We start from the raw sequence: 25,219 nt of genomic DNA, 5'->3' as shown, positions 1-25,219 counted from the left end.
GAACTTAAACGACAAAGGGCTCCCTGAGGAGCCCTTTGCGTTTTACATCAACAGCTTATTAAGCGAACGGGTGACGCAGAACGATGGTCTCGTTGCGGTCCGGGCCCGTCGAAATAATGTCGATCGGTGCGCCGATCAGCTCTTCAACGCGCTTGATGTACGCACGAGCGTTGGCGGGCAGCTCTTCCAGGGTCTTGGCACCCACGGTCGATTCGACCCAGCCCGGTACTTCTTCGTACACCGGCTGCAGACCCACGTAGCTGTCTGCGTCAGTCGGGGCAACGACCTTACCTTCTGCATCTTTGTAGCCGACACAGATGTTGATGGTTTCCAGACCGTCGAGCACGTCCAGCTTGGTCAGGCAGATACCCGAGATGCTGTTCACATCGATAGCGCGACGCAGGATAACGGCATCGAACCAGCCACAACGACGAGCACGGCCAGTAGTCGCGCCAAACTCGTGACCTTGTTTAGCCAGGTGCGCGCCCACTTCGTCGAACAGTTCAGTCGGGAATGGACCCGAACCGACCCGCGTGGTGTAAGCCTTGGTGATGCCCAGGATGTAGTCCAGGAACATCGGGCCAACACCCGAACCGGTAGCGACGCCGCCAGCGGTGGTGTTAGAGCTGGTCACGTAGGGGTAGGTACCGTGGTCGATGTCCAGCAACGAACCTTGGGCGCCCTCGAACATGATGTCTTTGCCAGCGCGACGCAGGTCGTGCAGCTCGGCCGTCACGTCCAGCATCAGCGGCTTGAGCAGCTCAGCGTATTCCTTGCATTCGGCCAGGGTCTTGTCGAATTCGATGGCTGGCTCTTTGTAGTAACCCACCAGCATGAAGTTGTGGTAATCCACCAGTTCACGCAGTTTGTCTTCAAAGCGCGGCATGTTGAGCAGGTCGCCAACACGCAGGCCACGACGCGCAACCTTGTCTTCGTAGGCTGGGCCGATACCGCGACCGGTAGTACCGATCTTCAGCTCGCCACGGGCCTTTTCACGGGCCTGGTCCAGCGCGACGTGGAAGGACAGGATCAGCGGGCAGGCCGGGCTGATACGCAGGCGCTCGCGCACCGGTACGCCTTTCTCTTCCAGCTTGGTGATTTCCCGCATCAGGGCGTCGGGTGCAACCACCACGCCGTTGCCGATCAGGCACTGCACGCCTTCGCGCAGGACGCCCGACGGGATCAGGTGCAAGACGGTTTTTTCGCCATCGATGACCAGGGTGTGGCCAGCGTTGTGGCCACCTTGGTAGCGCACTACGGCGGCAGCATGTTCGGTCAGCAGATCAACGATCTTGCCTTTGCCCTCATCACCCCATTGGGTGCCCAGGACTACGACATTCTTACCCATAACACTTGTCCTCATTCGCGCAAACTTGGTGCCGGCGATGGCCGGCAGGAAAACTCAAGAAGCCAGTGGCGATACTTGCCAAAGCCCGTTCTGCAGAATCAATTGCCGGTCGCAGTCCGCTTCACGGGCGGCGGCCAATGGCTGCCCAGGCAACGCCTGGACGACACGCTGACCCTCACCGCGCAACTGACAAACCTGCTGCCAGAGTGCTGCGTCCGTACTGTCGGGCATCCAGATGCCACCAGACGGCAGCTCGACCTCAGCACGCCCCAGGGTCACCAGGGTTTTCAAATCGGTGGAAAAGCCGGTGGCCGGACGCGCACGACCGAAGTCGGCGCCGATATCGTCATAACGACCGCCCTGGGCGATGGCCTGGCCAACACCCGGCACAAACACAGCGAACACCACACCGGTGTGGTAGTGGTAACCGCGCAACTCGCCCAGGTCGAAATACAGCGGCAGTTGCGGGAACCGCGCCGACAACTGCGCGGCAATCGCCAGCACGTCATCCAGTGCCGCCAATACCGGCGCCGGCGCATTGGCCAGGCGCTCACGGGCAGCGTCCAGGACTTCGCGGCCGCCGCACAGGTTCACCAGCGCACGCAGCATGTCAGCCAGTTCGGCCGGCACGCCTTCGGTCAGGGCGACGACTTCATCGATTGCCTTGCGCTGCAGGGCATCGAACAGCTGTTGTTCCACTTCACCGGACAAACCGGCCGCACGCGCCAGGCCACGGTAGATACCGACGTGGCCCAGATCCATGTGGACATCCGGCACGTCAGCCAGTTGCAGCATGGCCAGCATCAGGCTGATGACTTCCACGTCGCTGCTCGGGCTGGCATCGCCATACAACTCGGCGCCCAACTGGATCGGGCTGCGCGACGACGACAACGCCCGCGGCTTTGCATGCAGCACACTGCCGGCATAGCACAGGCGGCTCGGGCCTTCGCGACGCAGGGTGTGTGCATCAATGCGCGCCACTTGCGGCGTGATGTCGGCACGGAACCCCATTTGCCGGCCCGATTGCGGGTCAATGACCTTGAACGTGCGCAGATCGAGGTCCTGGCCCGCGCCGGTCAGCAGGGATTCCAGGTACTCGATATGCGGGGTCACGACAAACTCGTAACCCCAGCTCTGGAACAGATCCAACACCTGGCGACGCGCTACTTCAATGCGCGCAGCTTCTGGTGGCAGTACTTCTTCGATGCCATCTGGCAGCAGCCAGCGGTCTACCGTTGCCATTACGCCATTCCCCTATGATCCGGGCGGCCAGCCCTCGGCCGAGCCTTGAGTGAAGCAGAAAATGCCCGCCCCCGGCATAAACCACGCGCAAGAGCGACGTGACGAACGGCCTGCAAACGGCCTCGTCGGGCACTTTCCTCGAAAAACCTGTCGCGTCTGCCGAATCAAACATGCAGACGCAAAAAAGCCGGGAATTTCCCGGCTGCCGCATCATACACCCGTTTTCTCAAAGGATCACCCCGCCAGGCGTTTTAGCCGCCCGACGGGAGTGAACAATGAGTTACTTGGACTTTTCCAGGTAGCGGAAGAAGTCGCTGCTCGGGTCCAGCACCATGACGTCGGTTTTGTTCGCAAAGCTTTCACGGTAGGCACGCAGGCTACGGTAGAACGCGTAGAACTCCTGGTCCTGGCCGTAGGCTTTGGCGTAGATCGACGCGGCTTGCGCATCACCGTCACCACGCGCCTCTTCAGACTCGCGATAGGCCTCGGCCAGCAGTACGCGACGCTGACGGTCGGCATCCGCACGGATACCCTCGGCCAGTTCGTTACCTTTGGCGCGGTGCTCACGCGCTTCACGCTCACGCTCGGTACTCATGCGCTCGAACACGCTGCGGTTCACTTCCTTCGGCAGATCGATGGCCTTGACCCGGACATCGACAACTTCGATCCCCAGCTCTTTTTCCGCCATTGTATTCAGCGAACGGGTGATATCCGCCATCAGCGCATCACGCTCACCGGACACCACCTCGTGCAGGGTGCGTTTACCGAACTGGTCACGCAGGCCCGATTCCAGACGACGCGACAAACGCTCGTCGGCAATCTGCTTGAGACCGGAGGTCGCGGTGTAGAAGCGCTCGGCATCCTTGACGCGCCACTTGGCGTAGGCGTCAACCATCACGGCTTTCTTTTCCAGGGTCAGGAAACGCTGTGTCGGTGCATCCAGGGTCATCAGGCGCGCGTCGAACTTGCGCACCTGGTTGACGTAGGGGACTTTCACATGCAGGCCCGGCTGGACGTCTGCCTGGACCACGCGACCGAATTGCAGCAGCACCGCACGCTCGGTCTGAGCGACGATGTAGAAGCAGTTCCAGGCAGCGATGACCACGACGACGCCCACAATCAGGGCGGTCAGCGATTTATTGTTCATCAACGACTCTCCCTGGTACGTGTTTGCTGTTGCAGCAAGTCAGCAGCCGCACGGGCGCTCGCTTCGTTGGCAGCGGCATTCGAACCGGTGGCCGGTGCGCTGGCGCCACTACGTCCACCTTCGATCATCTTGTCCAACGGCAGGTACAGCAGGTTGTTCTGCCCACCCTTGCCGCCGGTCACGAGAACCTTGCTGGTGTTGCTGAAGACTTCCTGCATGGTGTCCAGGTACAGACGCTCACGCGTGACTTCCGGTGCCTTGCGGTACTCGGCGACCAGCTTGGTAAAGCGATCCGCCTCACCTTTGGCGCGGGAGACCACTTCATCGCGGTAACCGTTGGCATCTTCAAGGATGCGCTGGGCCTGACCACGGGCTTCCGGCACGACGCCGTTGGCGTAGGTTTCAGCCTGGTTGCGCGAACGCTGCTCGTCTTCACGGGCGCGGATCACGTCATCGAAGGCTTCCTGCACTTCACGCGGTGCCGCTGCGCTCTGTATGTTGACCTGGGTGACGGTGATACCGGTGCGATAGGTGTCGAGGAACCGTTGCAGGCGCTCCTTGATCTCGCTGGCCATCAATTCACGACCCTCGGTGAGCACCTGATCCATCGCGGTGGAACCCACCACGTGGCGCAGGGCGCTCTCAGTCGCCTGTTGCAGACTGATCTCAGGTTGATCGACGTTCAGCACGAAGTCCTGCAGGTTGCTGATCTTGTACTGCACGGTCAGCGGCACTTCGACGATGTTCTCGTCTTCGGTCAGCATCTGGCCCTGCTTGGTGTAGGCACGCTCACGCGTGACGTTCTCCATGTACTTCTTGTCGATCGGCGGGAAGTAGATGTTCAGGCCCGGGCCGACAGTCTCGTAGTATTTGCCGAAGCGCAGCACCACGGCTTGCTCCTGCTCGTCCACCACGTAGACCGCGCTGTACAGCCACACGGCCGCGAGCACGACAAGCCCAAGACCCAGCAGGCCATAGCCGCCGCCCTTGCTTGTGCGACCGCCATCGTCACCACCGCGTTTTTTTCCACCACCGAACAACCCATTCAGGCTTTCCTGCAGCTTTCGGAAGGCCTCGTCGAGATCCGGCGGCCCCTTGCGGTCGCCATTATTGCGGCGCTTACCACCCCAAGGATCCTGATTATTCGAGTTGCCACCCGGCTCATTCCAAGCCATAGCGCTCTCCATCTGATAAAGCAAAGACGCACCCACGGCGCGCCGACCAATGCTACAGAATGCCTGCTACTGCGGCACAACCGCTTTCTCAGGCTTTTATTGCAAAGTGTGTTGCTCGATGAACTCTGTCGGTACAACGCCTTCGCGACTGACCAGCCGATTCAGCTCCGAGCGCGGCAATCGAACGGCCAGCAAGCTGACGCCATCTTCATCGTGTTCTTCTTTCTGTACCGCGCCCAGCTCGAAAAACTGTGCACGCAGTCGAGCAAAACGCTGAGGCAAGCGCAAGGTGCCGACGAACAAATCGTTGCCGAGCAACTCGGCAATCGCTTGCTCGAGCAAGTCCAGGCCCCGGCCATCACGCGCCGACAGCCAGACCCGCTGGGGCTTGCCGTCCTCGTCGCGCTGAATTTGTGGCTCAACGCCTTCAAGCAAATCGAGTTTGTTATAGACCTCGAGGATGGGCAAGTCCTGGGCACCAATCTCGCCCAGCACCACCATCACCTGTTCAATCTGCAACATGCGATCCGGCTCGGCCGCATCGATCACGTGCAACAGCAGGTCGGAGTTGCTCGACTCTTCGAGCGTAGACCGAAACGCCTCGACCAGCTTGTGCGGCAAGTGCCGAATGAAGCCCACGGTGTCGGCCAGCACGATCGGCCCCAGGTCGGCCAGTTCCAGGCGACGCAGCGTCGGGTCGAGGGTCGCGAACAGTTGGTCGGCCGCGTACACGTCCGACTTGGTCAAGTTGTTGAACAGCGTGGACTTGCCGGCGTTGGTGTAACCCACCAGGGAAACGGTCGGGATATCCGCACGGCTGCGGCCACGTCGCGATTGTTCGCGCTGGCTGCGGACTTTTTCCAGCCGGCCCTTGATCTGACGCAGGCGAACCCGCAACAGTCGCCGGTCGGTTTCCAGCTGGGTCTCGCCCGGGCCACGCATGCCGATACCACCACCCTGACGCTCAAGGTGAGTCCAGCCGCGCACCAGCCGGGTGCTCATGTGGTCAAGCTGGGCCAGTTCAACCTGGAGCTTGCCCTCATGGGTACGCGCGCGTTGGGCGAAAATATCGAGAATCAGGCCGGTACGGTCGATCACGCGACACTCGAAAACACGTTCGAGGTTACGTTCCTGACTGGGCGTGAGGATGTGATTGAAGATCACCAGATCGGCCTGTTCGGCATGGACCAGGTCGCGCAGTTCCTCGACCTTGCCGCTGCCAATCAGGTATTTGGCGGTTGGCCGATGACGCGGCACGTTAAAAAACGCAACGGTCTCGGCGCCGGCCGAATTAGCCAACTCCTGAAACTCCTGCGGATCTTCGCGCGCCTCAGGGTCCTGTCCATCCAAGTGAACGAGGATCACTCGCTCACCACCACCGTGGCGCTCAAAGAACAAAGGAGACTCCTATCAGGCGTTACCTGGCTCAGCGTCACCCTGTTCGCCATCAGTCGCGCTAGGCAGACGGATTGGACGGACGGGAACGACTGTCGAGATAGCGTGCTTGTAAACCATTTGGCTGACGGTGTTTTTCAGCAGGATAACGAACTGGTCGAACGATTCGATCGTACCTTGCAGTTTGATACCGTTGACCAGGTAGATGGAAACCCCCACTTTCTCTTTACGTAAAGTATTCAAGTAAGGGTCTTGTAGCGAATGCCCTTTTGACATGTGCCGCACTCCTTTAAGGATCAATAATAAAAAATCGGAAAATAAATAGCTTATGGCCGTCACACCCCCAAGGATAGACGGCAATTGCAAGGACTCAGCTCAATATGGAGACCGTTCCCAAGTATTTCAAGGCGCGTGACAGATTGTCGCTGTCCAGGCTGTCCAGCCAGTGCAAATCGCTCCAGCTGCGCAGCCAGGTGAACTGGCGCTTCGCCAATTGGCGCGTGGCAATGATGCCGCGCTCCTGCATTTCGGCTGACGTCAGCTTGCCATCCAGATGATCCCAGACTTGGCGATAGCCTACAGCACGTATCGAAGGCAACCCCGGATGCAGGTCACCTCTTGAACGCAGTGCTACGACCTCCTCCACGAACCCCTGTTCCAACATAATTGTGAATCTTTGTGCAATTCGTTCATGCAGCACCTGGCGATTTGCCGGAGCAATCGCCAGATTCGCCACAGTATAGGGCAATTGTGACCGCCCCGATGCGCCTGCGTCAGCACTTTGCGCAGATTGTCGCTGCCGATGCTCGGTCATGGTCTGACCACTTACCCGCCAGACTTCCAGAGCTCGACTCAGGCGCTGCGGATCGTTGGGGTGGATGCGCGCAGCGGACACCGGATCGACCGCCGCCAGTTGCTCGTGCAGGGCTTGCCAGCCAAGGCGCGCCGCTTCTTCTTCGAGCTCGGCGCGCACCTGGGCGTCGGCCGGCGGCATATCCGCCAGGCCTTCCTGCAAAGCCTTGTAGTAGAGCATCGTGCCGCCCACCAGCAGCGGGATGTTGCCGCGCGCGGTGATATCGGCCATGGCCGCCAGGGCATCGCTGCGGAAATCCGCCGCCGAATAGCTCATCGCAGGGTCGATGATGTCGATCAAGCGGTGCGGATACTGCGCCAGCAACTCCTTCGAAGGCTTGGCCGTGCCGATGTCCATGCCGCGATAAACCAGGGCCGAGTCGACGCTGATCAGCTCGCAGGGCAGCACTTTGCTCAGCTCGATAGCCAGGTCGGTCTTGCCGGCGGCCGTGGGGCCCATCAGGAAGATCGCGGGGGGCAAGGCACTCATCAGCGGCCGCGCAAGAACAGTTTGTCCAGATCGTCCAGGCCCATTTGGGTCCAGGTCGGTCGGCCATGGTTGCATTGTCCGCTGCGCTCGGTGTTTTCCATGTCGCGCAGCAGGCCGTTCATTTCCGGCAAGGCCAGGCGGCGATTGGCGCGGATCGCGCCGTGGCAGGCCATGGTGCCGAGCAGCTCGTTGATGTGCGCCTGGATACGGTCACTGGTGCCGTATTCCATCAGGTCCGCCAAGACGTCGGCCACCAACCGGTTGGCCTCGGCTTGCTTGAGCAGCGCGGGAATCTGGCGGATCGCCAGCGTTTCCGGGCCCAGGCGTTGCAGTTCAAAACCGAGTTTCTGGAACACGCTGGCGTGCTCTTCGGCACAATCGGCTTCGCGCTGGCTGACCGCCAGGGATTCCGGCACCAACAGCGGCTGGCCGCTCAGGCCTTCGCTGGCCATGGCGATTTTCAGGCGCTCGTACATGATCCGTTCGTGGGCCGCGTGCATGTCCACCAGCACTAGGCCGTGGGCGTTTTCCGCGAGGATGTAGATACCCTTGAGCTGCGCCAATGCATAACCCAGCGGCGGAATATCCCCGCCACCTTCGGGCAACGCGACCGCGCTCGGCTCGGCGCCCGGCAGCGGCGCAAAGAATTCACGATAGGCCGCCTGGGCCTCGGCCGCCGGCACCGCCGATTGCGGGCGCGGGGTGTATTGATACTGATAGCCTGCCCCCGAACCCGAACCCGGCGCCGTGTAGCTCGGCTGGGGTTGCGGCGACTGCAGCAGGTTGCCCGCCAGGCTCATTTCGCCCTGCGGGCCGAACTCGCCGGCTTGCGGGCCGCTCGGACGAACCACCGCCGTCACGATCGGCGCGGACAGTTGGTCATCCGGGCGCACATCGCCCAGCGCGCGGTGCAAGGTGCCGTAGAGAAAGTCATGCACCATGCGCCCGTCACGGAAGCGCACTTCATGCTTGGTCGGGTGTACGTTGACGTCGACCACCGATGGGTCGACCTCGAAAAACAGCACAAACGTCGGGTGCCGCCCATTGAACAGCACGTCGCGATACGCCTGGCGCACCGCGTGGGCCACCAGCTTGTCGCGCACCGCCCGGCCGTTCACAAAGAAATACTGCAAGTCCGCCTGGCTGCGAGAGAACGTCGGCAGCCCCACCCAACCCCATAGGCGCAGGCCATTGCGTTCGATTTCAATCGGCAGCGCCTGCTCCAGGAACCCCGCGCCGCAGACCGCCGCCACCCGCCGAGCGCGCGCGGCGTCGTCGTTGGCTTCGTGCAGGCTGAGGATGGTCTTGCCGTTGTGGCGCAGGTGGAATGCCACGTCGAAGCGCGCCAGGGCCAGGCGCTTGATGACTTCCTGCAGGTGATCGAATTCGGTTTTCTCGGCCTTGAGGAATTTGCGCCGCGCCGGGGTGTTGAAGAACAGGTCGCGCACCTCCACCGAAGTGCCCACCGGATGCGCAGCCGGCTGGACCCGAGGCGCCATGTCGCGGCCTTCGGTTTCCACTTGCCAGGCCTGGTCGGCGCTGCGCGTGCGGGAGGTCAGCGTCAGGCGCGCCACGGAACTGATCGAGGCCAGGGCCTCACCGCGAAAGCCCAGGCTCATCACCCGTTCAAGGTCTTCCAGGTCGCGAATCTTGCTGGTGGCGTGCCGCGCCAGGGCCAGCGGCAGGTCATCGGAGGAGATGCCGCTGCCGTCGTCACGCACCCGCAGCAGCTTGACGCCACCTTGCTCCACGTCGACATCGATACGCTTGGCGCCGGAGTCGATGCTGTTTTCCAGCAACTCCTTGATCACCGACGCCGGCCGCTCGACCACCTCGCCCGCCGCAATCTGGTTGGCAAGGCGCGGGCTGAGCAGTTCGATGCGCGAGCCGCTGTTGAGGATCGATTCGCTCATTACTGTGCCGCCAATTCAGTGCCGGGGATGGTCAACACCTGGCCGACTTTCAGCTCATCGGTTTTCAGGTTGTTGGCGCTGCGCAACGTCGCAGGCGACACCTGGAAACGCACCGCCAGCATCGCCAGGGTGTCGCCCGGCTGGACGCGATGGTCACGCGGGCCCTGGGCAATTTTCCCGGAGTCGCGCAGCCAGGCGATATACGTGCCCGGCGGCGGGTTCTGCTGGAAGAACTGGCGCACGCCGGCGCTGATGGAACGCGCCAATGCCTGCTGGTGGCTGGCGCTGGCCAGTTTCGAGGCTTCGTTGGAGTTGGAGATAAACCCGGTTTCCACCAGGATCGACGGGATGTCCGGCGATTTCAACACCATGAACCCGGCCTGCTCCACGCGTTGTTTGTGCAGCGATGTCACACGGCCGATGTTGCTCAGGACTTTCTGCCCGACGTTCAAGCTGGAGGTCAGCGAGGCGGTCATCGACAAGTCGAGCAGTACACCGGCGAGCATCTTGTCTTTGTCGTCGAGGGACACGTTGCCGGCCCCGCCGATCAAGTCGGAACGGTTTTCACTGTCGGCCAGCCAGCGGGCCGTCTCGGACGTGGCGCCGCGATCCGACAGGGCAAACACCGAGGCGCCGAAGGCGGCGGCCGACGGCGCGGCGTCGGCGTGGATCGAGACGAACAAGTCGGCGCCCTTCTTGCGCGCGATTTCGGTGCGGCCACGCAACGGGATGAAGTAGTCGCCGGTACGGGTCAGCTCGGCGCGATAGCCTTTCATACCGCTGACCTGGCGCTGCAGTTCACGGGCGATGGCCAACACCACGTCTTTTTCATGCTGGCCACGCGAACCGGAAGCGCCCGGGTCTTCACCGCCGTGACCGGCGTCGATCACCACGATGATGTCGCGTTTACCCGCTGGCGCCGGCGGCGGCGGTGGCAACTTGACCTGCGGTTGCGACGGGTTGACCGGCACGGCCGGTACGGTCGCCACGCTCGGCGTCGGCGCGGGCGGCGGTGCGGCATCGGCGGCGTTGTCGAACAGGTCGACCACCAGGCGGTTGCCGTACTGGGCGTTGGGCGCCAGGGAGAAACTTTTCGGGGTCACGGCCTTTTTCAGGTCGATGACCACGCGCAGATCGCTCGGCGTGCGCTGGGCCGAACGCATGCTGGTAATCGGCGTGTTGGCAGTGGAGATTTTCAGCGGCGCGGCCAGGGTCGCACCGTTGATGTCGATCACCAGGCGATCAGGCGCCGTCAGGGTAAAGACGCTGTGCTGGACCGGGCCAGACAGGTCGAACACCAGTCGCGTGTTATCCGGCGCTCGCCACAGGCGAACACTCTTCACCTGTGAAGCAGCCAGAGCATTGACAGTCATTGCCGCAAGCAACACCCCTACGACAGCAACCAACGCGCGAAAGCGCATACCTAACCCCACCAATTATTTGAATTCCAATGCCAGAGCAACGCACCACGACTCACCGCGCGCACCCTGGGGCAACAACTTCAGCCGACGTCCGTGCTCATGCGGCGTAATGGTAATGGTCAGGTCCGGCTTTGGCAAAAAGCCTGTGCCTTTATCTGGCCACTCGATCAGGCACAGCGCGTCATCCTCGAAATAATCCCGAATCCCCATGTACTCCAGCTCTTCGGGGTCCACCAGACGATAGAGATCAAAGTGGAAGGCCCTTGTCGCCCCGATCTCATAAGGCTCGACCAGCGTAAAGGTCGGACTTTTCACCGCCCCAGCATGGCCCAACCCGCGAATGATGCCCCGCGACAGCGTGGTCTTGCCCGCCCCCAGGTCGCCCTCGAGAAAGATCAGCCCCGCGCCGCCTGTCACCTGGGCAATCCGATGACCGAAGGCGACCATTGCCGCTTCATCCGCCAGGAAAAGGTTTACTTCAGACACGGCGACTGTTCCTCGAGCAATTGACGGATGGCAGGTATCAGGTCACTGGCCGCCAGGCCGCGGCCAAAGGTGCCCTGCCGGGCTCCGGCCGTGGCGTGCAGCCACACGGCCAGGCAGCCGGCTTCATAAGCGGGCATGCCTTGTGCCAGTAACGCGCCCACCAGGCCGGCCAATACGTCGCCGAGCCCCGCGGTCGCCATGGCCGGATGGCCTTGGTCACATCGCGCGACGCGACCGTCCGGGCAGGCGATCAGACTGCCCGCCCCCTTGAGAATAGCCACTGCATTGAATTTCTGGCTCAACGCGCGCGCCACCTTAAGACGATCCGCCTGAACCTCAGCTGTCGAAATACCCATCAAGCGCGCCGCTTCGCCCGGATGCGGGGTGATCACGCAGTTGGCGGGAAGGCTGACGCTGCCGGTCGCCAGCTGGTTCAAGGCATCGGCGTCCCAGACTTGCGGCTGCTTGGCGTTGGCGGCGACGGACAGCAGGCTCTTGCCCCAGGCGGCATGGCCCAGGCCCGGGCCAATGACGATAACCGAGATCTTTTCGAGCAAACCCATCAATTGGTTGGCCGAACTCACGCCGACGCTCATGACTTCCGGCAGGCGCGCCAGCGCGGCGGGCACATGTTCAAGGCGAGTCGCCAGGGACACCATGCCCGCCCCGCTGCGCAGCGCACTTTCGGCACTGAGCAACGCAGCGCCGCCAAAGCCTCGGTCGCCGCCGATGACCAGCAGATGACCGAAACGGCCTTTATGGGCGTCCGGGGAACGCGCAGCCAGTTGCGGCAAATTGCCGGGCAACAGGGGCTGAACGTCGGTTATTGCGTGTTTTGTCTGCGGCATGCGTCTTCAAGCTCCGATGTCTGGCAGAATTATACTCATCTAACCTGTGGTTTCCCGTGTCTCATGCCTGCTATTACTTCCGATCTGCCCGCGCTCGCCCAATCGATCAAAGACTGGGGCCGCGAGCTGGGCTTCCAACAAGTCGGCATCAGCGGCCTGGACCTGGCCGAGCATGAACAGCACCTGCAACGCTGGCTCGACGCGGGCTACCACGGCGAGATGGAATACATGGGCGCCCACGGCAGCAAACGCTCGCACCCCGATGAATTGGTGCCGGGCACCTTGCGCGTGGTCTCACTGCGCATGGATTACCTGCCCGGCGACACGCACATGGCGCAACGGCTGGCCCAACCGGAAAAAGCCTACATCTCCCGTTACGCCCTGGGCCGCGACTACCACAAACTGATCCGCAAGCGCGTGCAGCAACTGGCCGAACGCATCCAGGCACAAATCGGCCCCTTCGGCTTTCGCGCCTTTGTCGACAGCGCGCCGGTGCTGGAGAAAGCCATCGCCGAGAAAGCCGGGCTGGGCTGGATCGGCAAAAACACCCTGGTCCTCAATCGCAAGGCCGGCAGCTACTTCTTCCTCAGCGAGTTGTTTGTCGACTTGCCGCTGCCGGTCGATCCGCCCCACGCCACCGAGCACTGCGGCCGCTGTACCGCCTGTCTGGATATCTGCCCGACCAACGCGTTCGTCGGGCCCTACGTGCTGGACGCGCGGCGCTGTATTTCCTATCTGACCATCGAACTCAAGAGCGCGATCCCCGAAGACTTGCGCCCGCTGATCGGCAACCGGGTTTTCGGTTGCGATGACTGTCAGATCGTTTGCCCATGGAATCGTTTCGCCCGCACCACCGCCGAAAGCGATTTCAAGCCACGACACAACCTGGATAACGCACAACTGGCCGAACTGTTCATGTGGGACGAGGAAAAATTCCTCAGCAGCACCGAAGGCTCGCCCCTACGCCGCGCAGGTTACGAGCGCTGGCTGCGCAACCTGGCGGTAGGCCTGGGCAATGCGCCATCGAGCATTCCGGTGCTGGAAGCCTTGAAGGCGCGCCGGGACTATCCGTCGGAGCTGGTGCGCGAACATGTGGAATGGGCGCTGAAGCAGCACGCCGAGCGTCAGTGAACGTCGTCGTTGTAGATGAACTTGGGCATTTCCCAGTGAAAACGGATCGCCAGCAGGCGCAGGAGAAAGCCGCTGAACAGGGTGAGCATAATCGCCTGCTCGCCCGGCAATTGCAGGTAAAGGCACAGCAAGTAGAACCAAGCGGCGAGGAATGACACGCTGGCGTACAGCTCACGGCGAAAGATCAGCGGGATGTCGTTGCAGAAAATATCCCGCAGGATCCCACCGAACACCCCGGTGATCACGCCACTGACCGACGCCACCAACATACCGTGGCCCATTTCCAGGGCGGTCATGCAGCCGATCAGGGTAAAGGCGACCAACCCCACGGCATCCAGCGCCAGAAACAGCGAGCGCAGGCGGCGCATCAGCGGCGCGATAAAGATCGTCACCAGCGCGGCGACGGAGGTCAGCACCAGGTATTCCGGGTGCTTGACCCAGGTCAGCGGGTAATGCCCGAGCAGCACATCGCGCACCGAACCGCCACCCAACGCCGTCACGCAGGCGATCAGCACCACGCCAAACCAATCCATGCCGCGCCGACCGGCAGACAAGGCGCCAGTCATAGCTTCGGCGGTGATGGCGACAAGGTAGAGCATCAGCAGCATGATGGCGATCCTTACAAAGAGGCGCGCAGTCTAATCATTTGCTGACGGCACCAAAAGAGGGCGCTTGGCGAAAGACCGAGGCGCCCCCAGCATCAAGCCTTGATGAAGTGCTTGCGGTAGTGCTGCAACTCGGCGATCGACTCACGAATGTCATCCAGCGCCAAATGAGTGCTGCCTTTATGGAAGCTGTCTTTGACTTCCGGCGCCCAGCGCGCGGCCAGTTCCTTGAGCGTGGACACATCCAGGTTGCGGTAGTGGAAGTAGCTTTCCAGCGCCTTCATGTGGTTATAAAGAAAGCGGCGGTCCTGGCAGATGCTGTTACCGCAGATCGGCGACTTGCCCTTGGGCACCCACTTTTCCAGGAAGGCGATGGTTTCGGCTTCGGCTTCGGCCATGCTGACACGGCTGTCGCGCACGCGCTGGGTCAGGCCGGAGTTGCCGTGGGTGCGGGTGTTCCACTCGTCCATGGTGGCGAGGACGGCGTCGCTGTGGTGGATGGCGATCACCGGACCTTCGGCCAAGGTGTTGAGGTTGCTGTCGGTGACAATGGTCGCCATCTCGATGATGACGTCGGTGTCGGGGTTCAGACCGGTCATTTCCAGATCGATCCAAATCAGATTCTGTGGGTTTTGCATGGCTTGATTCTCTTGGCACCTTGGCGTAGCTGCGCAGTTTAGCAGGCGGGGCCGTGCTAGACTCGCGACCGTTTCACCCAACCTTTGCATTATCGACACGGAACACCAATGGCCAAACGCCAGCTCAACCGTCGCCAAAACTGGCGCATCGAAAAGATTCAGGGCGAACGCGCCGCACGCGCCGCCAAACGTGAATCCTCCGCCGTGGAAGCGCTCGAGGGCGGCGACCTGGGCCCCGAACAAACGGGCCTGGTGATCGCGCACTTTGGTGTGCAGGTCGAGGTCGAGGCGCTCGAAGGCGAACTCGCCGGCCAGGTCTTCCGCTGCCACCTGCGTGCCAACCTGCCGGCGCTGGTGACCGGCGACCGAGTGGTGTGGCGTGCCGGCAACCAAGGCATCGGCGTGATCGTCGCGCAACTGCCCCGCACCACCGAACTGCGCCGTCCCGACAGCCGCGGCCAGTTGAAGCCGGTGGCGGCCAACGTCGACATGATCGTCATCGTCTTCGCACCGCTGCCCGAGCCTCATGCCAACCTGATCGACCGTTACCTGGTCGCCGCCGAGCATGCCGGCATTCGCCCGCTGTTGCTGCTGAACAAATTCGACCTGATCGACGAACAGAACGCCCCGGCGCTCAACGCGTTGCTGGCGGTCTACCGCACCCTGGGTTACCCGGTGCTGGAAGTGTCGGCTCATCACGGCAATGGCATGGAACAGCTGCAACACCAGTTGGACGGGCGCATCAGCGTGTTCGTCGGCCAGTCTGGCGTGGGCAAGTCCTCGCTGGTCAACAGCCTGCTGCCGGAAGTCGACACCCGTGTCGGCCCGCTGTCGGAGCTGTCCGGCCAGGGCACCCACACCACCACCACCGCGCGGTTGTTCCACTTCCCTGGCGGCGGTGAGCTGATCGACTCCCCGGGCATTCGTGAATTCGGCCTCGGCCATGTCAGCCGCAGCGACGTGGAAGCCGGTTTCATCGAGTTCAACGACCTGATCGGCACCTGCCGCTTCCGCGACTGCAAACATGACCGCGAACCCGGTTGCGCCCTGCTCAAGGCGTTGGAAGATGGCCGCGTGCAGCAGCAACGGATGAACAGCTATCGGTCGATTATTGCGAGTTTGCCCGAGAGCAGTTACTAAACAGCACATACGACAAGGCCGCGTTTATCGCGGCCTTGTCGTATACAGCTTACGATCCCGTACCCGGCACCGTAGGGTCTTTCATCCCGCCACCTTCGAACAGGTTCAGCTTCTGCCGCAGCTCATGCGCCGGCAACGGCTCCTGCCCCGGCGGGATCGCGTTCGGGTCGGCCGGTGCACCGCCCTGCGCGCCCGTATCTGGGGGCGGTGGCGGCTGATCACCTTCAATCGCGCGCTGGGCCTTTTTGGTCAGCACGACGATATCGATCCGGCGGTTGATCGGGTTGAACGGGTCCTTCGGATCAAACAGCTGCGACGACGCGAAACCCACCACCCGCGCCACCTGCGAGTCCGGGTAGCTGCCGGCCACCAGCGCACGTCGGGCGGCGTTGGCGCGGTTGGCCGAAAGCTCCCAGTTGCCGAAGTCGCCCTGCCCCGAATACGGCTTGGCATCGGTGTGGCCGCTGATGCTGATCTTGTTCGGCACCGCCTTGATGGTGTCGGCCATGGCCAGCAGGATGTCTTCAAAGTACGGCTTCAACCGCGCACTGCCAGAGTCGAACATCGGCCGGTTGGCGGCGTCGGTGATCTGGATGCGCAAGCCATCCGGCGTGATCTCGAAGGAAATCTGATCCTTGAATTTCAGCAACTGCGGGTTTTCTTCGACCTTGGTCTGCAATTCCTTCAGCAACAATTCGAGGCGTTCCTGCTCGACCTGTTCGGCCAGGCTCTCGACGGTGTCGCGCTCGATCGGAATTTTTTCCTGCGGCGCCTCGGTCTTGACCTCAGGGTTGATGGTGCGCTCCGGCGCCAACTGCGGCGAACCGCCCAGGTCGATCACGAAGGGTGTGCCGCTTTCCGAGAAGCCGATCGGGTCTTTGAAGTAACCGGCGATGGCGATCTTCTGCTCGGGGGTCGCGGTGGACATCAGCCACAGCACCAGGAAGAACGCCATCATCGCCGTTGCAAAGTCGGCGAAGGCGATTTTCCAGGCGCCACCATGGTGCCCCGCAGCGAAGCGCTTGACGCGCTTGATGATTATCGGCTGGTTGTTTTCCATGGCTTAGCGACCGCGAACCGCTTGTTCCAACTCGGCAAAGCTCGGGCGATGTTTCGGGTACAGCACCTTGCGACCGAATTCCACAGCCAGCGAAGGCGGCATGCCGGAGGCCGAAGCCACCAGGCTGGCCTTGATCGCTTCATACAGATTGACTTCTTCCTTGGCATCGTGGGCCAGGGAGGTGGCGAGCGGACCAAAGAAACCGTAGGCCGCGAGAATACCGAAGAACGTACCCACCAGCGCCGCACCTACGTGCATGCCGATGGCCGCCTGGTCGCCCTCGCCGAGGGAGGCCATGGTCACCACGATACCGAGTACCGCCGCAACGATACCGAAGCCGGGCATGCCGTCGGCAATACCGGTGACGGCGTGGGACGGGTGCTCCAGCTCTTCCTTGAGGCTGAACAGTTCCATGTCGAACAGGCCTTCCAGCTCATGGGGGGCCATGTTGCCGGAGGACATGATGCGCAGGTAATCGCAGATGTAGGCAGTCATGCGCTCGTCTTTGAGCACTGCCGGGTATTTGGCGAAAATCGGGCTCGCTGCAGCGTCTTCGATGTCCGCTTCGATGGCCATCATGCCTTCACGGCGACTCTTGTTGAGGATCTCATAAACCAGGCCCAGCACTTCCATGTAGAAGGTGTGGGAGAAGCGCGAGCTGAACATGCCCAGCGACTTCTTGATCACGTGCATGGTCATGTAGCCGGGGTTGGCCTGCAAGAATGCGCCGAATGCCGCGCCGCCAATAATCATCACTTCGAAGGGCTGGATCAACGCAGCAATCTTGCCGTGAGACAGGACATAGCCACCGAGCACACTTGCAAGGACGACGATGATGCCGATTATTTTAGCCATAGGGGTTTTGTACTTGCGCCGTCGGGTTCATGGACATATTTGGGGTAACTGAAAAACTCTTGTTCTACTTATCGGCAAAACTGCGCCAGACTATAGGCCGTCAAGGCGAAAAGCCAGTTCGGCCCGTTCAGGGCGTGTTGAAGTAAGTGATGATCGCGCCCCAATCATGGCCAATGAAAAGACAGCCCCATCTGTAAGACCCATCTCTCTCGCCGCTTGGATCAAGTGCCTGGACGAAGTCCGGTTGCCCGTTCCCCAGGCCAGCCACGAGCGCGTGTGCAAAGCCATCCGCGATAGCCGCAGTTCTTTGCGAGATATTGCCGAGCTGATGCAGAACAGCCCGTCGCTGGTACTCAGCGTAATGCGCGAGGCCAACAGCCACACCCATGGCAGCATGGCGGAACCGGCAGAAAACCTTGAGGTGGCGCTTAACCGTCTCGGCCTCAAACGCGCCGAGGACCTGCTGGAACGGCTGCCGTCGGTGCCGATGAATGAAATCCCCGTCGCCTTTCGCCAACTGGTGCTGGTCAGCCGCCACGCGTCGCAGCAAGCCAGCGGCTTGTTCGCCAGCCGCCTGGCGCGGTTGTGGCAAGACATTCATTGGGGCAGCCTGCTGTTCCTGGCGCCGTTGTGGCCGATGGCGGTGGCCTACCCCAAGCTCCTGGAAGAATGGGAACTGCGGGTGATCCACAAAGGCCAATCGGCGCGTCAGGTCGAACAGGAATTGTTCGGCGTGCGCCTGCTCGACCTGTGCCTTGGCCTGACCGAAACCTGGCACCTGCCGATCTGGGTATCCCAGGGCTATCACCTGCTGCTGACCGAGCAACGCTTGCTGGTCAAGGCATTGCGCATCGCCCGGGAAGACGACCCACTGCGCCAGCAACAACTGCTGGATGCCGAGCCCAGTTTGCGGCGCTGGCTGAACCAGCCGGCCAATACGGTGTTGCTGGCCAACGGCCTGGCGATGTCGGCCCAGGAATCCTGGACCTGCCCGCATACCGAGCGCTGGCAATACCTCACCGCGCTGTACCTGCAACAGCCGTTGAGCGAGGTGCAGCAACAGGTTCACCAGCAAGCGGTGATCAGCGCTCGCGCAACCCTGATGCCCGACCTCTGGCACCCGGCGCTGTCGCTGATCTGGCCGTGGAATGTACAGAAAATCCATCGCGGCCTGCTGCCCGCACCGCCGCCGACCGCCGAGGCCCTGGCCGTCTGGCGCAGCCGTTGCACCGAACTGCTGGTGGAGCCAAGCCGCTTCGCCAACGCCATGCACCTGACCACCTGCGCCAAGGAAGCCCTGGAGGCCAGCGGCATGCAGCGCGTCTTGCTGTTCATGGCCGATCGCGCCCTGAGCACCCTGCGCGTCCACCAGGCCGCCGGCCTGCCGAAGGACGCCGCCAACTTGAGCCTCGACGTGGTCAACAGCACGCTGCTGCAACGCATGCTGGAAAAATCCGCCCAGGTGCGCCTCACGCCCGACAATCACGCGCAATTTGCCGCCCTGTTGCCGCCGATCCTGCGTCGCCTGTTCAACGGTGAACACCTGCTGTTGCGCTCACTGAGCTGCAACGGCCGGGTGGTCATGCTGATGATCGCCGACCAGGGCGGCGGGCCGTTCTCGGAAACCACCGTGCAGGCCTTCGGCAAAACCGCTCAATGCATCGAGAAAGCCCTGCACAGCTTTACCAACCGCACCGGCTGATGCTTGCGCTACAATCGCCCTCTTTTATCGCCAACATTTGTGCCCAGGAGACCTCACATGCCTGACTTCTCTGGCTTGCCGCTGGTGATCGAACCCAGCGACCTGCTTGGCCGCCTTGATGCCGACCAACTGATTCTGGTGGACCTCACCAGCGCCGCCCGCTACGCCGAAGGGCATATCCCCGGCGCGCATTTCGTTGACCCCAAGCGCACCCAACTGGGCCAGCCGCCAGCCCCCGGCCTGTTGCCGAACAAGGCAGACCTGGAAAAACTGTTCGGAGAGCTGGGCCACACCCCGGACGCGACCTACGTGGTCTACGACGACGAAGGCGGTGGCTGGGCCGGACGTTTCATCTGGCTGCTCGACGTGATCGGCCACACGAAATACCACTACCTCGACGGCGGCCTGCTGGCGTGGCTGGCAGACCCGCTCCCGCTGTCCACCGAGGTGCCGGCCCCGGCTGGCGGGCCTGTCAGCCTCACCCTGCATGACGGCCCCACCGCGACCCGCGAATACCTGCAAAGCCGTCTCGGCGCCGCCGACCTGGGCATCTGGGACGCACGCGGCCCGCTGGAATATTCCGGCGAAAAGGTCCTGGCAGCCAAGGGCGGTCACATCCCCGGCGCCGTGAACTTCGAGTGGACTGCCGGCATGGACAAGGCGCGCAACCTGCGCATCCGCCGCGACATGCCGCAGATCCTCGAAAACCTCGGGCTGACCCGCGACAAAGAAATCATCACCCACTGCCAGACTCATCACCGCTCTGGCTTCACCTACCTGGTGGCCAAGGCGCTCGGTTATCCGCGAGTCAAAGGTTATGCCGGTTCCTGGGGCGAATGGGGCAACCACCCCGACACCCCCGTCGAGATTTAAGGTTTAAGGACAGTTAATGAAAAAGCAGTTGTTCATCCTCAGCCAGTACTTGCTGCCGCACCACTTGCTGTCGCGCCTGGCCGGCTGCATTGCCGAGTGCCGCGTGCGCTGGTTCAAGAACGCCTTCACCGCCTGGTTCGCCAAGCGCTATCAAGTGGACATGTCCCAGGCCCTGGTTGAAGACCTGAGCGCCTACGAACACTTCAACGCGTTCTTCACCCGCGCCCTGAAAGACGGCGCGCGCCCACTCGATCAAACCCCGGGCGCCGTGCTGAGCCCAGCCGATGGCGCAGTCAGCCAGCTCGGCCCGATCGAGCATGGTCGCGTGTTCCAGGCCAAGGGCCACAGTTTCAGCGTGCTGGAATTGCTGGGCGGCGATGCGGCCATGGCTGCGCCGTTCATGGGCGGCGATTTCGCCACCATTTACCTGTCGCCGAAAGACTACCACCGGGTGCATATGCCACTGGCGGGCACCTTGCGCGAGATGGTCTACGTACCAGGGCGGATTTTCTCGGTCAACCAGACCACCGCCGAAAACGTGCCGGAGCTGTTTGCGCGTAACGAGCGGGTTGTCTGCCTGTTCGACACCGAACGCGGCCCGATGGCCGTGGTGTTGGTGGGCGCGATGATTGTGGCGTCGATCGAAACCGTGTGGGCCGGCCTGGTCACGCCGCCCAAGCGCGAGCTGAAAACCTTCCGCTACGACGAAGCCGCGCGTGCGCCGATTCACCTGGAGAAAGGAGCAGAGCTGGGTCGCTTCAAGCTGGGTTCGACCGCGATCGTGCTGTTCGGGCCGGATCAGGTGCAGTGGGCAGAAACACTGGTGGCGGGTTCGCCGGTGCAGATGGGCCAGGGCATCGCGTTACCGAAAGCCTGATCCGAAACCTGCAAAAATCCAATGTGGGAGGGGGTTTGCCCCCGATAGCGGTGGCTCAGTCACTTATTTGTAGCTGAACCACCGCCATCGGGGGCAAGCCCCCTCCCACATTTTTAAGCGCATTGTTTCAGTTAGAGCTGTCCGTCGCGGTCGCGAAAGCCCAGCAAATACAACACACCGTCCAACCCAAGGGTCGAAATCGCCTGCTTGGCCGATTGTTTGACCAGCGGCTTGGCGCGGAACGCCACGCCCAACCCGGCAATCGCCAGCATCGGCAAGTCATTCGCACCGTCGCCGACCGCAATGGTCTGCTCCAGACGCAAACCTTCCTTGTGAGCCAATTCCCGCAGCAAGTCGGCCTTGCGCTGCGCGTCGACGATCGGCTCCACGGCCACGCCGGTCACCTTGCCATCCACCACTTCCAGCTCATTGGCGAACACATAGTCGATGCCCAGCTTGGCCTGCAATTGCTTGGCGAAGTAGCTGAAGCCGCCGGACAGGATCGCAGTCTTGTAGCCCAGGCGCTTGAGTTCGGCGAACAGGGTTTCGGCGCCTTCGGTCAGGCGCAGGGAGGCACCGATCGAATCCAGCACGCTGACATCCAGGCCCTTGAGCAACGCCAGGCGCTCCTTGAAGCTGGCGCGGAAATCCAGCTCGCCGGCCATGGCGCGCTCGGTGATCGCGGAGACTTGCTCACCCACACCGGCAGCCTTGGCCAGTTCGTCGATGACTTCGGCTTCGATCAGCGTGGAGTCCATGTCGAACACCGCCAGGCGGCGGTTGCGGCGGAACAGCGAATCTTCCTGGAAGGCGATATCGACATTCAGCTCTTGGGCCACGCTCAGGAAGTCGGCACGCAAGGCTTGGGGATCGGCCGGTTCGCCGCGCACGGAAAACTCGATGCAGCCCTTGCCCTGGTCATCTGGCGTGTCCAATGGCATGCGGCCCGACAGACGGTCGATATGGTCGATATTCAAGCCATATTGCGCGGTGATCGAGCTGACGCGCTGCAACTGCTCGGCCGTCACCTTGCGGGTCAGCAAGGTCACGATATGGCGTTTTTTGCCCTGGCCGGACACCCAATGCCGGTAATCCTCTTCGGACACCGGGGTGAAACGCACCTGCTGATCCAGCTTGTACGCGGTAAACAGGATGTCCTTGAGGACAGACGACGCCTGCTCGGTGCTGGGGATTTCCACCAGAATCCCGAAGGACAGGGTGTCGTGGATCACCGCCTGGCCGATGTCGAGAATGTTCACACCACCCTGGGCCAGAACACCGGTAATGGCGGCGGTCAGACCTGGCCGGTCTTCCCCCGTGATGTTAATCAGGACAATTTCGCGCAAAGCGCACCCCCAGGCTGGAAAAAAACCGCATTCTACCCACTTTCAGTGACCATCGGGCACAGCCAGCGCTTTGCCGGTCTTGGGCCTGTCGCTATACTGCGCGTCAACTTCACGGACTAAAGAGCCGAGCTCAAGTGAACCGGCCCACGCCAGTAAAAACCGACAACTTCTTCCTGCTGATCTTCCGGGCACTGCGCCACCGCCGTGTACCGATCGCATTACGCATCGCCAGCCATAACGTGATCCTGGTCGCCCTGGCCCTGGTGATCTACGCCTGCGTGATGGGTTTGCAGTTCAAACAGGCCATGCACGAACAAGCCGATGCCCTGGGCGAGAGCTTGACCACCCAGACCGCCACCTCGGCGACCGAGCTGCTGGTGTCCAACGACATCCTCAGCCTCAACGTGCTGCTCAACAACCTGACCAAGAACCCGCTGGTGGCCCACGCCGCCATCTACAGCGTGGACAACCGGATCATGGCCGAAGCCGGGCAACGCCCGAAAAACGGCCTGCTGGGAGAGGCCGAAGGCCTGTACCAGAGCAATATCACGTTTCAGGATGTGAAAGCCGGCCAATTGCGCATCAGCCTGGACATGCAGCAATTCCAGCAGCCGATGACCATCAGCCTGCAAAGCATGGGCATCCTCAGCGCGATCCTGCTGGCGCTGGCCCTGGCCTTGAGCCTGCGCCTGGGGCGGCATATCTCCACGCCGTTGATGCAACTGCGCATCTGGCTGCGGGATATCGACGAGCACACCCCGGCCACCGATCGTCAGGACGAGATCGGCGACCTTGCGCGCCAGCTTCACGCCAGCTTCGCCCCGGAACCGGTGGTACACGAGGTTGAACCCGAGCCCGAGCCCGAGTTCGACGACAGCGATTACGACGAACCTGCCTTTGAAGTGCGCAACCTGCGTGACCCGGGCTTTGACGAAAGCGCGCCGGTCGCGGGCCTGAAGCCTGCGCCACGCCATGTAATCAAGGCCGAAGAAGACGAGCTGGACGACGAAGACCCGTTCGCCGACCTGCGCGACACCTCGGCCAGCAGCCCGGCCATCGCGCCGAAGCCCGTGCCGGCAAAGAACGCCGAACCCCAACACAGTGCGGTCCTGGCCGTGCAACTGGGCGCCCAGGACCAACTGCGCCGCCTGCCCCGCGCCCGCCTGACGGAATTGCTGGAACGCTACCGCGACTGCCTCGACCAGGCCGCCTCGCTCTACCAGAGCGAGCTGCACACCCTGAACGATGGCAGCACACTGATGCTGTTCCACAGCGAAGACAGCGGCGAAGACTACCTGACCAACGCCATCTGCTGCGGCGAACTGCTGCGCGCCCTGGGCCATGAGTTGCAGATCGAAGTGGCCGACAGCGGCATCACGCTGCAACTGCAACTGGGCCTGACCGTTGGCGACGACCTGTTCGGCATGAGCCAGATCGACCTGCTGCTGACCGAAATCGCACAGGACGCCTTGGCCCTGTCCCAACACAGCCGCAACCTGCTGCTGGTGGAGCGCAAGATCAGCGAAGACACGCTGATCCGCCAACGCGCGCGCATCCGTCCGATTGCCAGCCCCGAGGGCGCCAGTTGCGTAGAGCGCTTGATGGAGCCGTATCCGTCGATGCTGGAGCGGCAATTGGCGCGGATGCACGAGTCCCGTGCCAAGCCCTGACTGACATGTGAGAGGGGGCTTGCCCCCGATGACGGCGCGTCAGTCAAAACGGCGGCAACTGACACATCGCTATCGGGGGCAAGCCCCCTCCCACATTTGGACGCCACAAGCCTCAAGTAAAACGCGCACAAACAAAAAGGCCCGCTGAATAAGCGGGCCTTTTGGGTTGGAGCCATTCAGATCAGAACCTGAACACTTCCATATCCGTGCGGATCGGCGTAGCCATCGGCATTTTCGGTTTCCCCGGAGCCGCCGGTTTGGCCTGTACCGGCGCTTGCTTGCGCGGTGCCTCGGCGACTGGTGGCTGGTTGGCCAATGGCTTGAGGGCCACCGACAACTGCTGCGCCAGATGCTGCAACAGCACGCCCTGGGCCTGGACCTGGGACGCCGTGGTGCCGGCATGCTCTTCCTGCAGATGCACGATGCGGCTATCACGCACCTGGCCGCGGCGGTCGATCAAGCGCCATTGCGCATCGAGGATCGCCGGTTGCGAGGTGCCGGAGTCGAGTCGGGTAATGGTCAGCAACACCTGCACATCCGGGGAAAAACCGGCGGGCGCGGGCGCCAGGACCACACGCTGACTGTCCAACTGACCCGCCACCTGGCGCAACATCAACTGATTGATGTCGGACGACAAACTACCCGCCCAACGACCATCGGTGGAACCTTGCAGGCTGCCGTCGTTCTGACGTTGCAGCAATGTTTCGCGTTGCAGGTAGTCAGCGACGACGACCGGGCCCAGCAAGACGGCCATGCCGGCCGATTGAGCTGGCTGAGCGGGACTTCCGCTGTCCAGCTGGTACAGCGACACCGGCTGGTGCGTGCTGCAACCCGCCAACCCCAGAAGGCCAGCGAGCATAAAAATAAAAGGAAGGCGTGGAGCAGTCATCATCCCATCCAGGCGGCTGCCACAAGGCAAACCACAATGTAATACTAAAAATAACCTAAACACGCTCGGCCACGCCGGCGCTGGAAAGGCCATATCATCCGTGAATATGCGCCATG

The 25,219-nt window shown here is 62.2% G+C and carries 23 protein-coding genes; 6 read left to right on the top strand and 17 right to left on the bottom strand.

What is annotated here, in order from left to right; translation table 11 throughout:
• Nucleotides 1-58 precede the first annotated feature (58 nt).
• The 11 genes from LQ249_RS03510 to LQ249_RS03460 form a co-directional block, all read right to left on the bottom strand.
• Nucleotides 59-1,348 (bottom strand): adenylosuccinate synthase, encoded by a 1,290-nt coding sequence (locus LQ249_RS03510; RefSeq protein WP_017849751.1) that lies wholly within the window; start codon nucleotides 1,346-1,348, stop codon nucleotides 59-61.
• A 54-nt stretch (nucleotides 1,349-1,402) separates the two neighbouring features.
• Nucleotides 1,403-2,590, bottom strand: coding sequence for an ATP phosphoribosyltransferase regulatory subunit (locus LQ249_RS03505; protein WP_017849752.1), 1,188 nt, complete (start codon nucleotides 2,588-2,590; stop codon nucleotides 1,403-1,405).
• Nucleotides 2,591-2,870: 280 nt separating this feature from the next.
• Nucleotides 2,871-3,737, bottom strand: coding sequence for a protease modulator HflC (hflC, locus tag LQ249_RS03500; protein ID WP_046384902.1), 867 nt, complete (start codon nucleotides 3,735-3,737; stop codon nucleotides 2,871-2,873).
• Nucleotides 3,737-4,912 carry an FtsH protease activity modulator HflK gene (gene hflK, locus LQ249_RS03495; protein ID WP_017849754.1) on the bottom strand — a complete coding sequence of 392 codons (1,176 nt, stop codon included), beginning with the start codon at nucleotides 4,910-4,912 and terminating at the stop codon, nucleotides 3,737-3,739. Before hflK ends, hflC begins: the two co-directional genes overlap by 1 nt.
• Nucleotides 4,913-5,008: 96 nt before the next feature.
• Nucleotides 5,009-6,310 (bottom strand): ribosome rescue GTPase HflX, encoded by a 1,302-nt coding sequence (gene hflX, locus LQ249_RS03490; protein ID WP_046384903.1) that lies wholly within the window; start codon nucleotides 6,308-6,310, stop codon nucleotides 5,009-5,011.
• A gap of 12 nt (nucleotides 6,311-6,322) precedes the next feature.
• Nucleotides 6,323-6,583, bottom strand: a complete 261-nt coding sequence (gene hfq, locus LQ249_RS03485) for an RNA chaperone Hfq (RefSeq protein WP_017849756.1) — start codon at nucleotides 6,581-6,583, stop codon at nucleotides 6,323-6,325.
• 94 nt (nucleotides 6,584-6,677) lie between these two features.
• Complete coding sequence (miaA, locus tag LQ249_RS03480) at nucleotides 6,678-7,649, bottom strand: tRNA (adenosine(37)-N6)-dimethylallyltransferase MiaA (RefSeq protein WP_017849757.1); 972 nt, start codon at nucleotides 7,647-7,649, stop codon at nucleotides 6,678-6,680.
• Nucleotides 7,649-9,562, bottom strand: a complete 1,914-nt coding sequence (gene mutL, locus LQ249_RS03475; protein ID WP_017849758.1) for a DNA mismatch repair endonuclease MutL — start codon at nucleotides 9,560-9,562, stop codon at nucleotides 7,649-7,651. Before mutL ends, miaA begins: the two co-directional genes overlap by 1 nt.
• Complete coding sequence (locus LQ249_RS03470; RefSeq protein WP_046384906.1) at nucleotides 9,562-10,983, bottom strand: N-acetylmuramoyl-L-alanine amidase; 1,422 nt, start codon at nucleotides 10,981-10,983, stop codon at nucleotides 9,562-9,564. Before LQ249_RS03470 ends, mutL begins: the two co-directional genes overlap by 1 nt.
• Before the next feature lie 15 nt (nucleotides 10,984-10,998).
• Nucleotides 10,999-11,469 (bottom strand): tRNA (adenosine(37)-N6)-threonylcarbamoyltransferase complex ATPase subunit type 1 TsaE, encoded by a 471-nt coding sequence (tsaE, locus tag LQ249_RS03465; protein WP_046384907.1) that lies wholly within the window; start codon nucleotides 11,467-11,469, stop codon nucleotides 10,999-11,001.
• Nucleotides 11,457-12,317, bottom strand: a complete 861-nt coding sequence (locus LQ249_RS03460; protein WP_169864666.1) for an NAD(P)H-hydrate dehydratase — start codon at nucleotides 12,315-12,317, stop codon at nucleotides 11,457-11,459. Before LQ249_RS03460 ends, tsaE begins: the two co-directional genes overlap by 13 nt.
• Before the next feature lie 63 nt (nucleotides 12,318-12,380).
• Here LQ249_RS03460 and queG point away from each other — a divergent pair, with 63 nt between their 5' ends.
• Nucleotides 12,381-13,448: a tRNA epoxyqueuosine(34) reductase QueG gene (queG, locus tag LQ249_RS03455; RefSeq protein WP_046490718.1), complete on the top strand. Its 1,068-nt coding sequence runs from the start codon at nucleotides 12,381-12,383 to the stop codon at nucleotides 13,446-13,448.
• On the opposite strand, the gene LQ249_RS03450 is transcribed toward queG, so the two are convergent.
• A complete protein-coding gene (locus LQ249_RS03450) occupies nucleotides 13,442-14,059 on the bottom strand; it encodes a trimeric intracellular cation channel family protein (protein ID WP_169850564.1) in 618 nt (205 codons plus the stop codon). The genes queG and LQ249_RS03450 overlap by 7 nt on opposite strands.
• Before the next feature lie 89 nt (nucleotides 14,060-14,148).
• Nucleotides 14,149-14,691 carry an oligoribonuclease gene (gene orn, locus LQ249_RS03445; protein ID WP_017849764.1) on the bottom strand — a complete coding sequence of 181 codons (543 nt, stop codon included), beginning with the start codon at nucleotides 14,689-14,691 and terminating at the stop codon, nucleotides 14,149-14,151.
• Between the two features lie 108 nt (nucleotides 14,692-14,799).
• Here orn and rsgA point away from each other — a divergent pair, with 108 nt between their 5' ends.
• A complete protein-coding gene (gene rsgA, locus LQ249_RS03440) occupies nucleotides 14,800-15,831 on the top strand; it encodes a small ribosomal subunit biogenesis GTPase RsgA (protein ID WP_017849765.1) in 1,032 nt (343 codons plus the stop codon).
• Nucleotides 15,832-15,880: 49 nt separating this feature from the next.
• Here rsgA and motB read toward each other — a convergent pair whose 3' ends face one another.
• On the bottom strand, nucleotides 15,881-16,891 hold the full coding sequence (motB, locus tag LQ249_RS03435) for a flagellar motor protein MotB (protein WP_169881374.1): 1,011 nt from the start codon (nucleotides 16,889-16,891) through the stop codon (nucleotides 15,881-15,883).
• Nucleotides 16,892-16,894: 3 nt separating this feature from the next.
• Nucleotides 16,895-17,746 carry a flagellar motor stator protein MotA gene (motA, locus tag LQ249_RS03430; RefSeq protein WP_046384911.1) on the bottom strand — a complete coding sequence of 284 codons (852 nt, stop codon included), beginning with the start codon at nucleotides 17,744-17,746 and terminating at the stop codon, nucleotides 16,895-16,897.
• A 166-nt stretch (nucleotides 17,747-17,912) separates the two neighbouring features.
• On the opposite strand from motA, the gene LQ249_RS03425 reads away from it, so the two are divergent.
• From LQ249_RS03425 to asd, 3 genes are read left to right on the top strand one after another with little or no spacing between them, the layout of a single operon-like run.
• Nucleotides 17,913-19,448 carry an HDOD domain-containing protein gene (locus LQ249_RS03425; RefSeq protein WP_046384912.1) on the top strand — a complete coding sequence of 512 codons (1,536 nt, stop codon included), beginning with the start codon at nucleotides 17,913-17,915 and terminating at the stop codon, nucleotides 19,446-19,448.
• Between the two features lie 57 nt (nucleotides 19,449-19,505).
• Nucleotides 19,506-20,321 carry a thiosulfate sulfurtransferase gene (gene rhdA / locus LQ249_RS03420; RefSeq protein ID WP_017849769.1) on the top strand — a complete coding sequence of 272 codons (816 nt, stop codon included), beginning with the start codon at nucleotides 19,506-19,508 and terminating at the stop codon, nucleotides 20,319-20,321.
• A 16-nt stretch (nucleotides 20,322-20,337) separates the two neighbouring features.
• Entirely contained in the window at nucleotides 20,338-21,198 is an 861-nt protein-coding gene (gene asd / locus LQ249_RS03415) for an archaetidylserine decarboxylase (RefSeq protein ID WP_017849770.1), read from the top strand.
• Between the two features lie 131 nt (nucleotides 21,199-21,329).
• Here the strand turns inward: asd and serB are convergent, their stop codons facing one another.
• Entirely contained in the window at nucleotides 21,330-22,544 is a 1,215-nt protein-coding gene (gene serB, locus LQ249_RS03410; protein WP_017849771.1) for a phosphoserine phosphatase SerB, read from the bottom strand.
• Nucleotides 22,545-22,678: 134 nt separating this feature from the next.
• On the opposite strand from serB, the gene LQ249_RS03405 reads away from it, so the two are divergent.
• Complete coding sequence (locus LQ249_RS03405) at nucleotides 22,679-24,214, top strand: AhpA/YtjB family protein (RefSeq protein ID WP_057003671.1); 1,536 nt, start codon at nucleotides 22,679-22,681, stop codon at nucleotides 24,212-24,214.
• Nucleotides 24,215-24,395: 181 nt separating this feature from the next.
• Here LQ249_RS03405 and LQ249_RS03400 read toward each other — a convergent pair whose 3' ends face one another.
• A complete protein-coding gene (locus tag LQ249_RS03400; RefSeq protein ID WP_026140384.1) occupies nucleotides 24,396-25,106 on the bottom strand; it encodes a PqiC family protein in 711 nt (236 codons plus the stop codon).
• Nucleotides 25,107-25,219: the final 113 nt, after the last annotated feature.

Source organism: Pseudomonas sp. 7-41 (assembly GCF_021233075.1).
GTDB classification, from domain to species: domain Bacteria; phylum Pseudomonadota; class Gammaproteobacteria; order Pseudomonadales; family Pseudomonadaceae; genus Aquipseudomonas; species Aquipseudomonas veronii.
Note: the sequence above shows the minus strand (reverse complement) of the source record. Positions and strands in the feature narration are given on the sequence as shown.

Excerpts from the sequence above, each read along its gene's own strand:
- hflK (WP_017849754.1), bottom strand. The coding sequence starts at position 4,912 with ATGGCTTGGAATGAGCCGGGTGGCAACTCGAATAATCAGGATCCTTGG.
- rsgA (WP_017849765.1), top strand. The coding sequence starts at position 14,800 with ATGGCCAAACGCCAGCTCAACCGTCGCCAAAACTGGCGCATCGAAAAG.
- queG (WP_046490718.1), top strand. The coding sequence starts at position 12,381 with ATGCCTGCTATTACTTCCGATCTGCCCGCGCTCGCCCAATCGATCAAA.
- LQ249_RS03510 (WP_017849751.1), bottom strand. The coding sequence starts at position 1,348 with ATGGGTAAGAATGTCGTAGTCCTGGGCACCCAATGGGGTGATGAGGGC.
- asd (WP_017849770.1), top strand. The coding sequence starts at position 20,338 with ATGAAAAAGCAGTTGTTCATCCTCAGCCAGTACTTGCTGCCGCACCAC.
- rhdA (WP_017849769.1), top strand. The coding sequence starts at position 19,506 with ATGCCTGACTTCTCTGGCTTGCCGCTGGTGATCGAACCCAGCGACCTG.
- orn (WP_017849764.1), bottom strand. The coding sequence starts at position 14,691 with ATGCAAAACCCACAGAATCTGATTTGGATCGATCTGGAAATGACCGGT.
- LQ249_RS03460 (WP_169864666.1), bottom strand. The coding sequence starts at position 12,317 with ATGCCGCAGACAAAACACGCAATAACCGACGTTCAGCCCCTGTTGCCC.
- mutL (WP_017849758.1), bottom strand. The coding sequence starts at position 9,562 with ATGAGCGAATCGATCCTCAACAGCGGCTCGCGCATCGAACTGCTCAGC.
- motA (WP_046384911.1), bottom strand. The coding sequence starts at position 17,746 with ATGGCTAAAATAATCGGCATCATCGTCGTCCTTGCAAGTGTGCTCGGT.
- miaA (WP_017849757.1), bottom strand. The coding sequence starts at position 7,649 with ATGAGTGCCTTGCCCCCCGCGATCTTCCTGATGGGCCCCACGGCCGCC.
- hflC (WP_046384902.1), bottom strand. The coding sequence starts at position 3,737 with ATGAACAATAAATCGCTGACCGCCCTGATTGTGGGCGTCGTCGTGGTC.
- LQ249_RS03505 (WP_017849752.1), bottom strand. The coding sequence starts at position 2,590 with ATGGCAACGGTAGACCGCTGGCTGCTGCCAGATGGCATCGAAGAAGTA.
- LQ249_RS03425 (WP_046384912.1), top strand. The coding sequence starts at position 17,913 with ATGGCCAATGAAAAGACAGCCCCATCTGTAAGACCCATCTCTCTCGCC.
- hfq (WP_017849756.1), bottom strand. The coding sequence starts at position 6,583 with ATGTCAAAAGGGCATTCGCTACAAGACCCTTACTTGAATACTTTACGT.
- LQ249_RS03400 (WP_026140384.1), bottom strand. The coding sequence starts at position 25,106 with ATGATGACTGCTCCACGCCTTCCTTTTATTTTTATGCTCGCTGGCCTT.
- LQ249_RS03470 (WP_046384906.1), bottom strand. The coding sequence starts at position 10,983 with ATGCGCTTTCGCGCGTTGGTTGCTGTCGTAGGGGTGTTGCTTGCGGCA.
- motB (WP_169881374.1), bottom strand. The coding sequence starts at position 16,891 with ATGGAAAACAACCAGCCGATAATCATCAAGCGCGTCAAGCGCTTCGCT.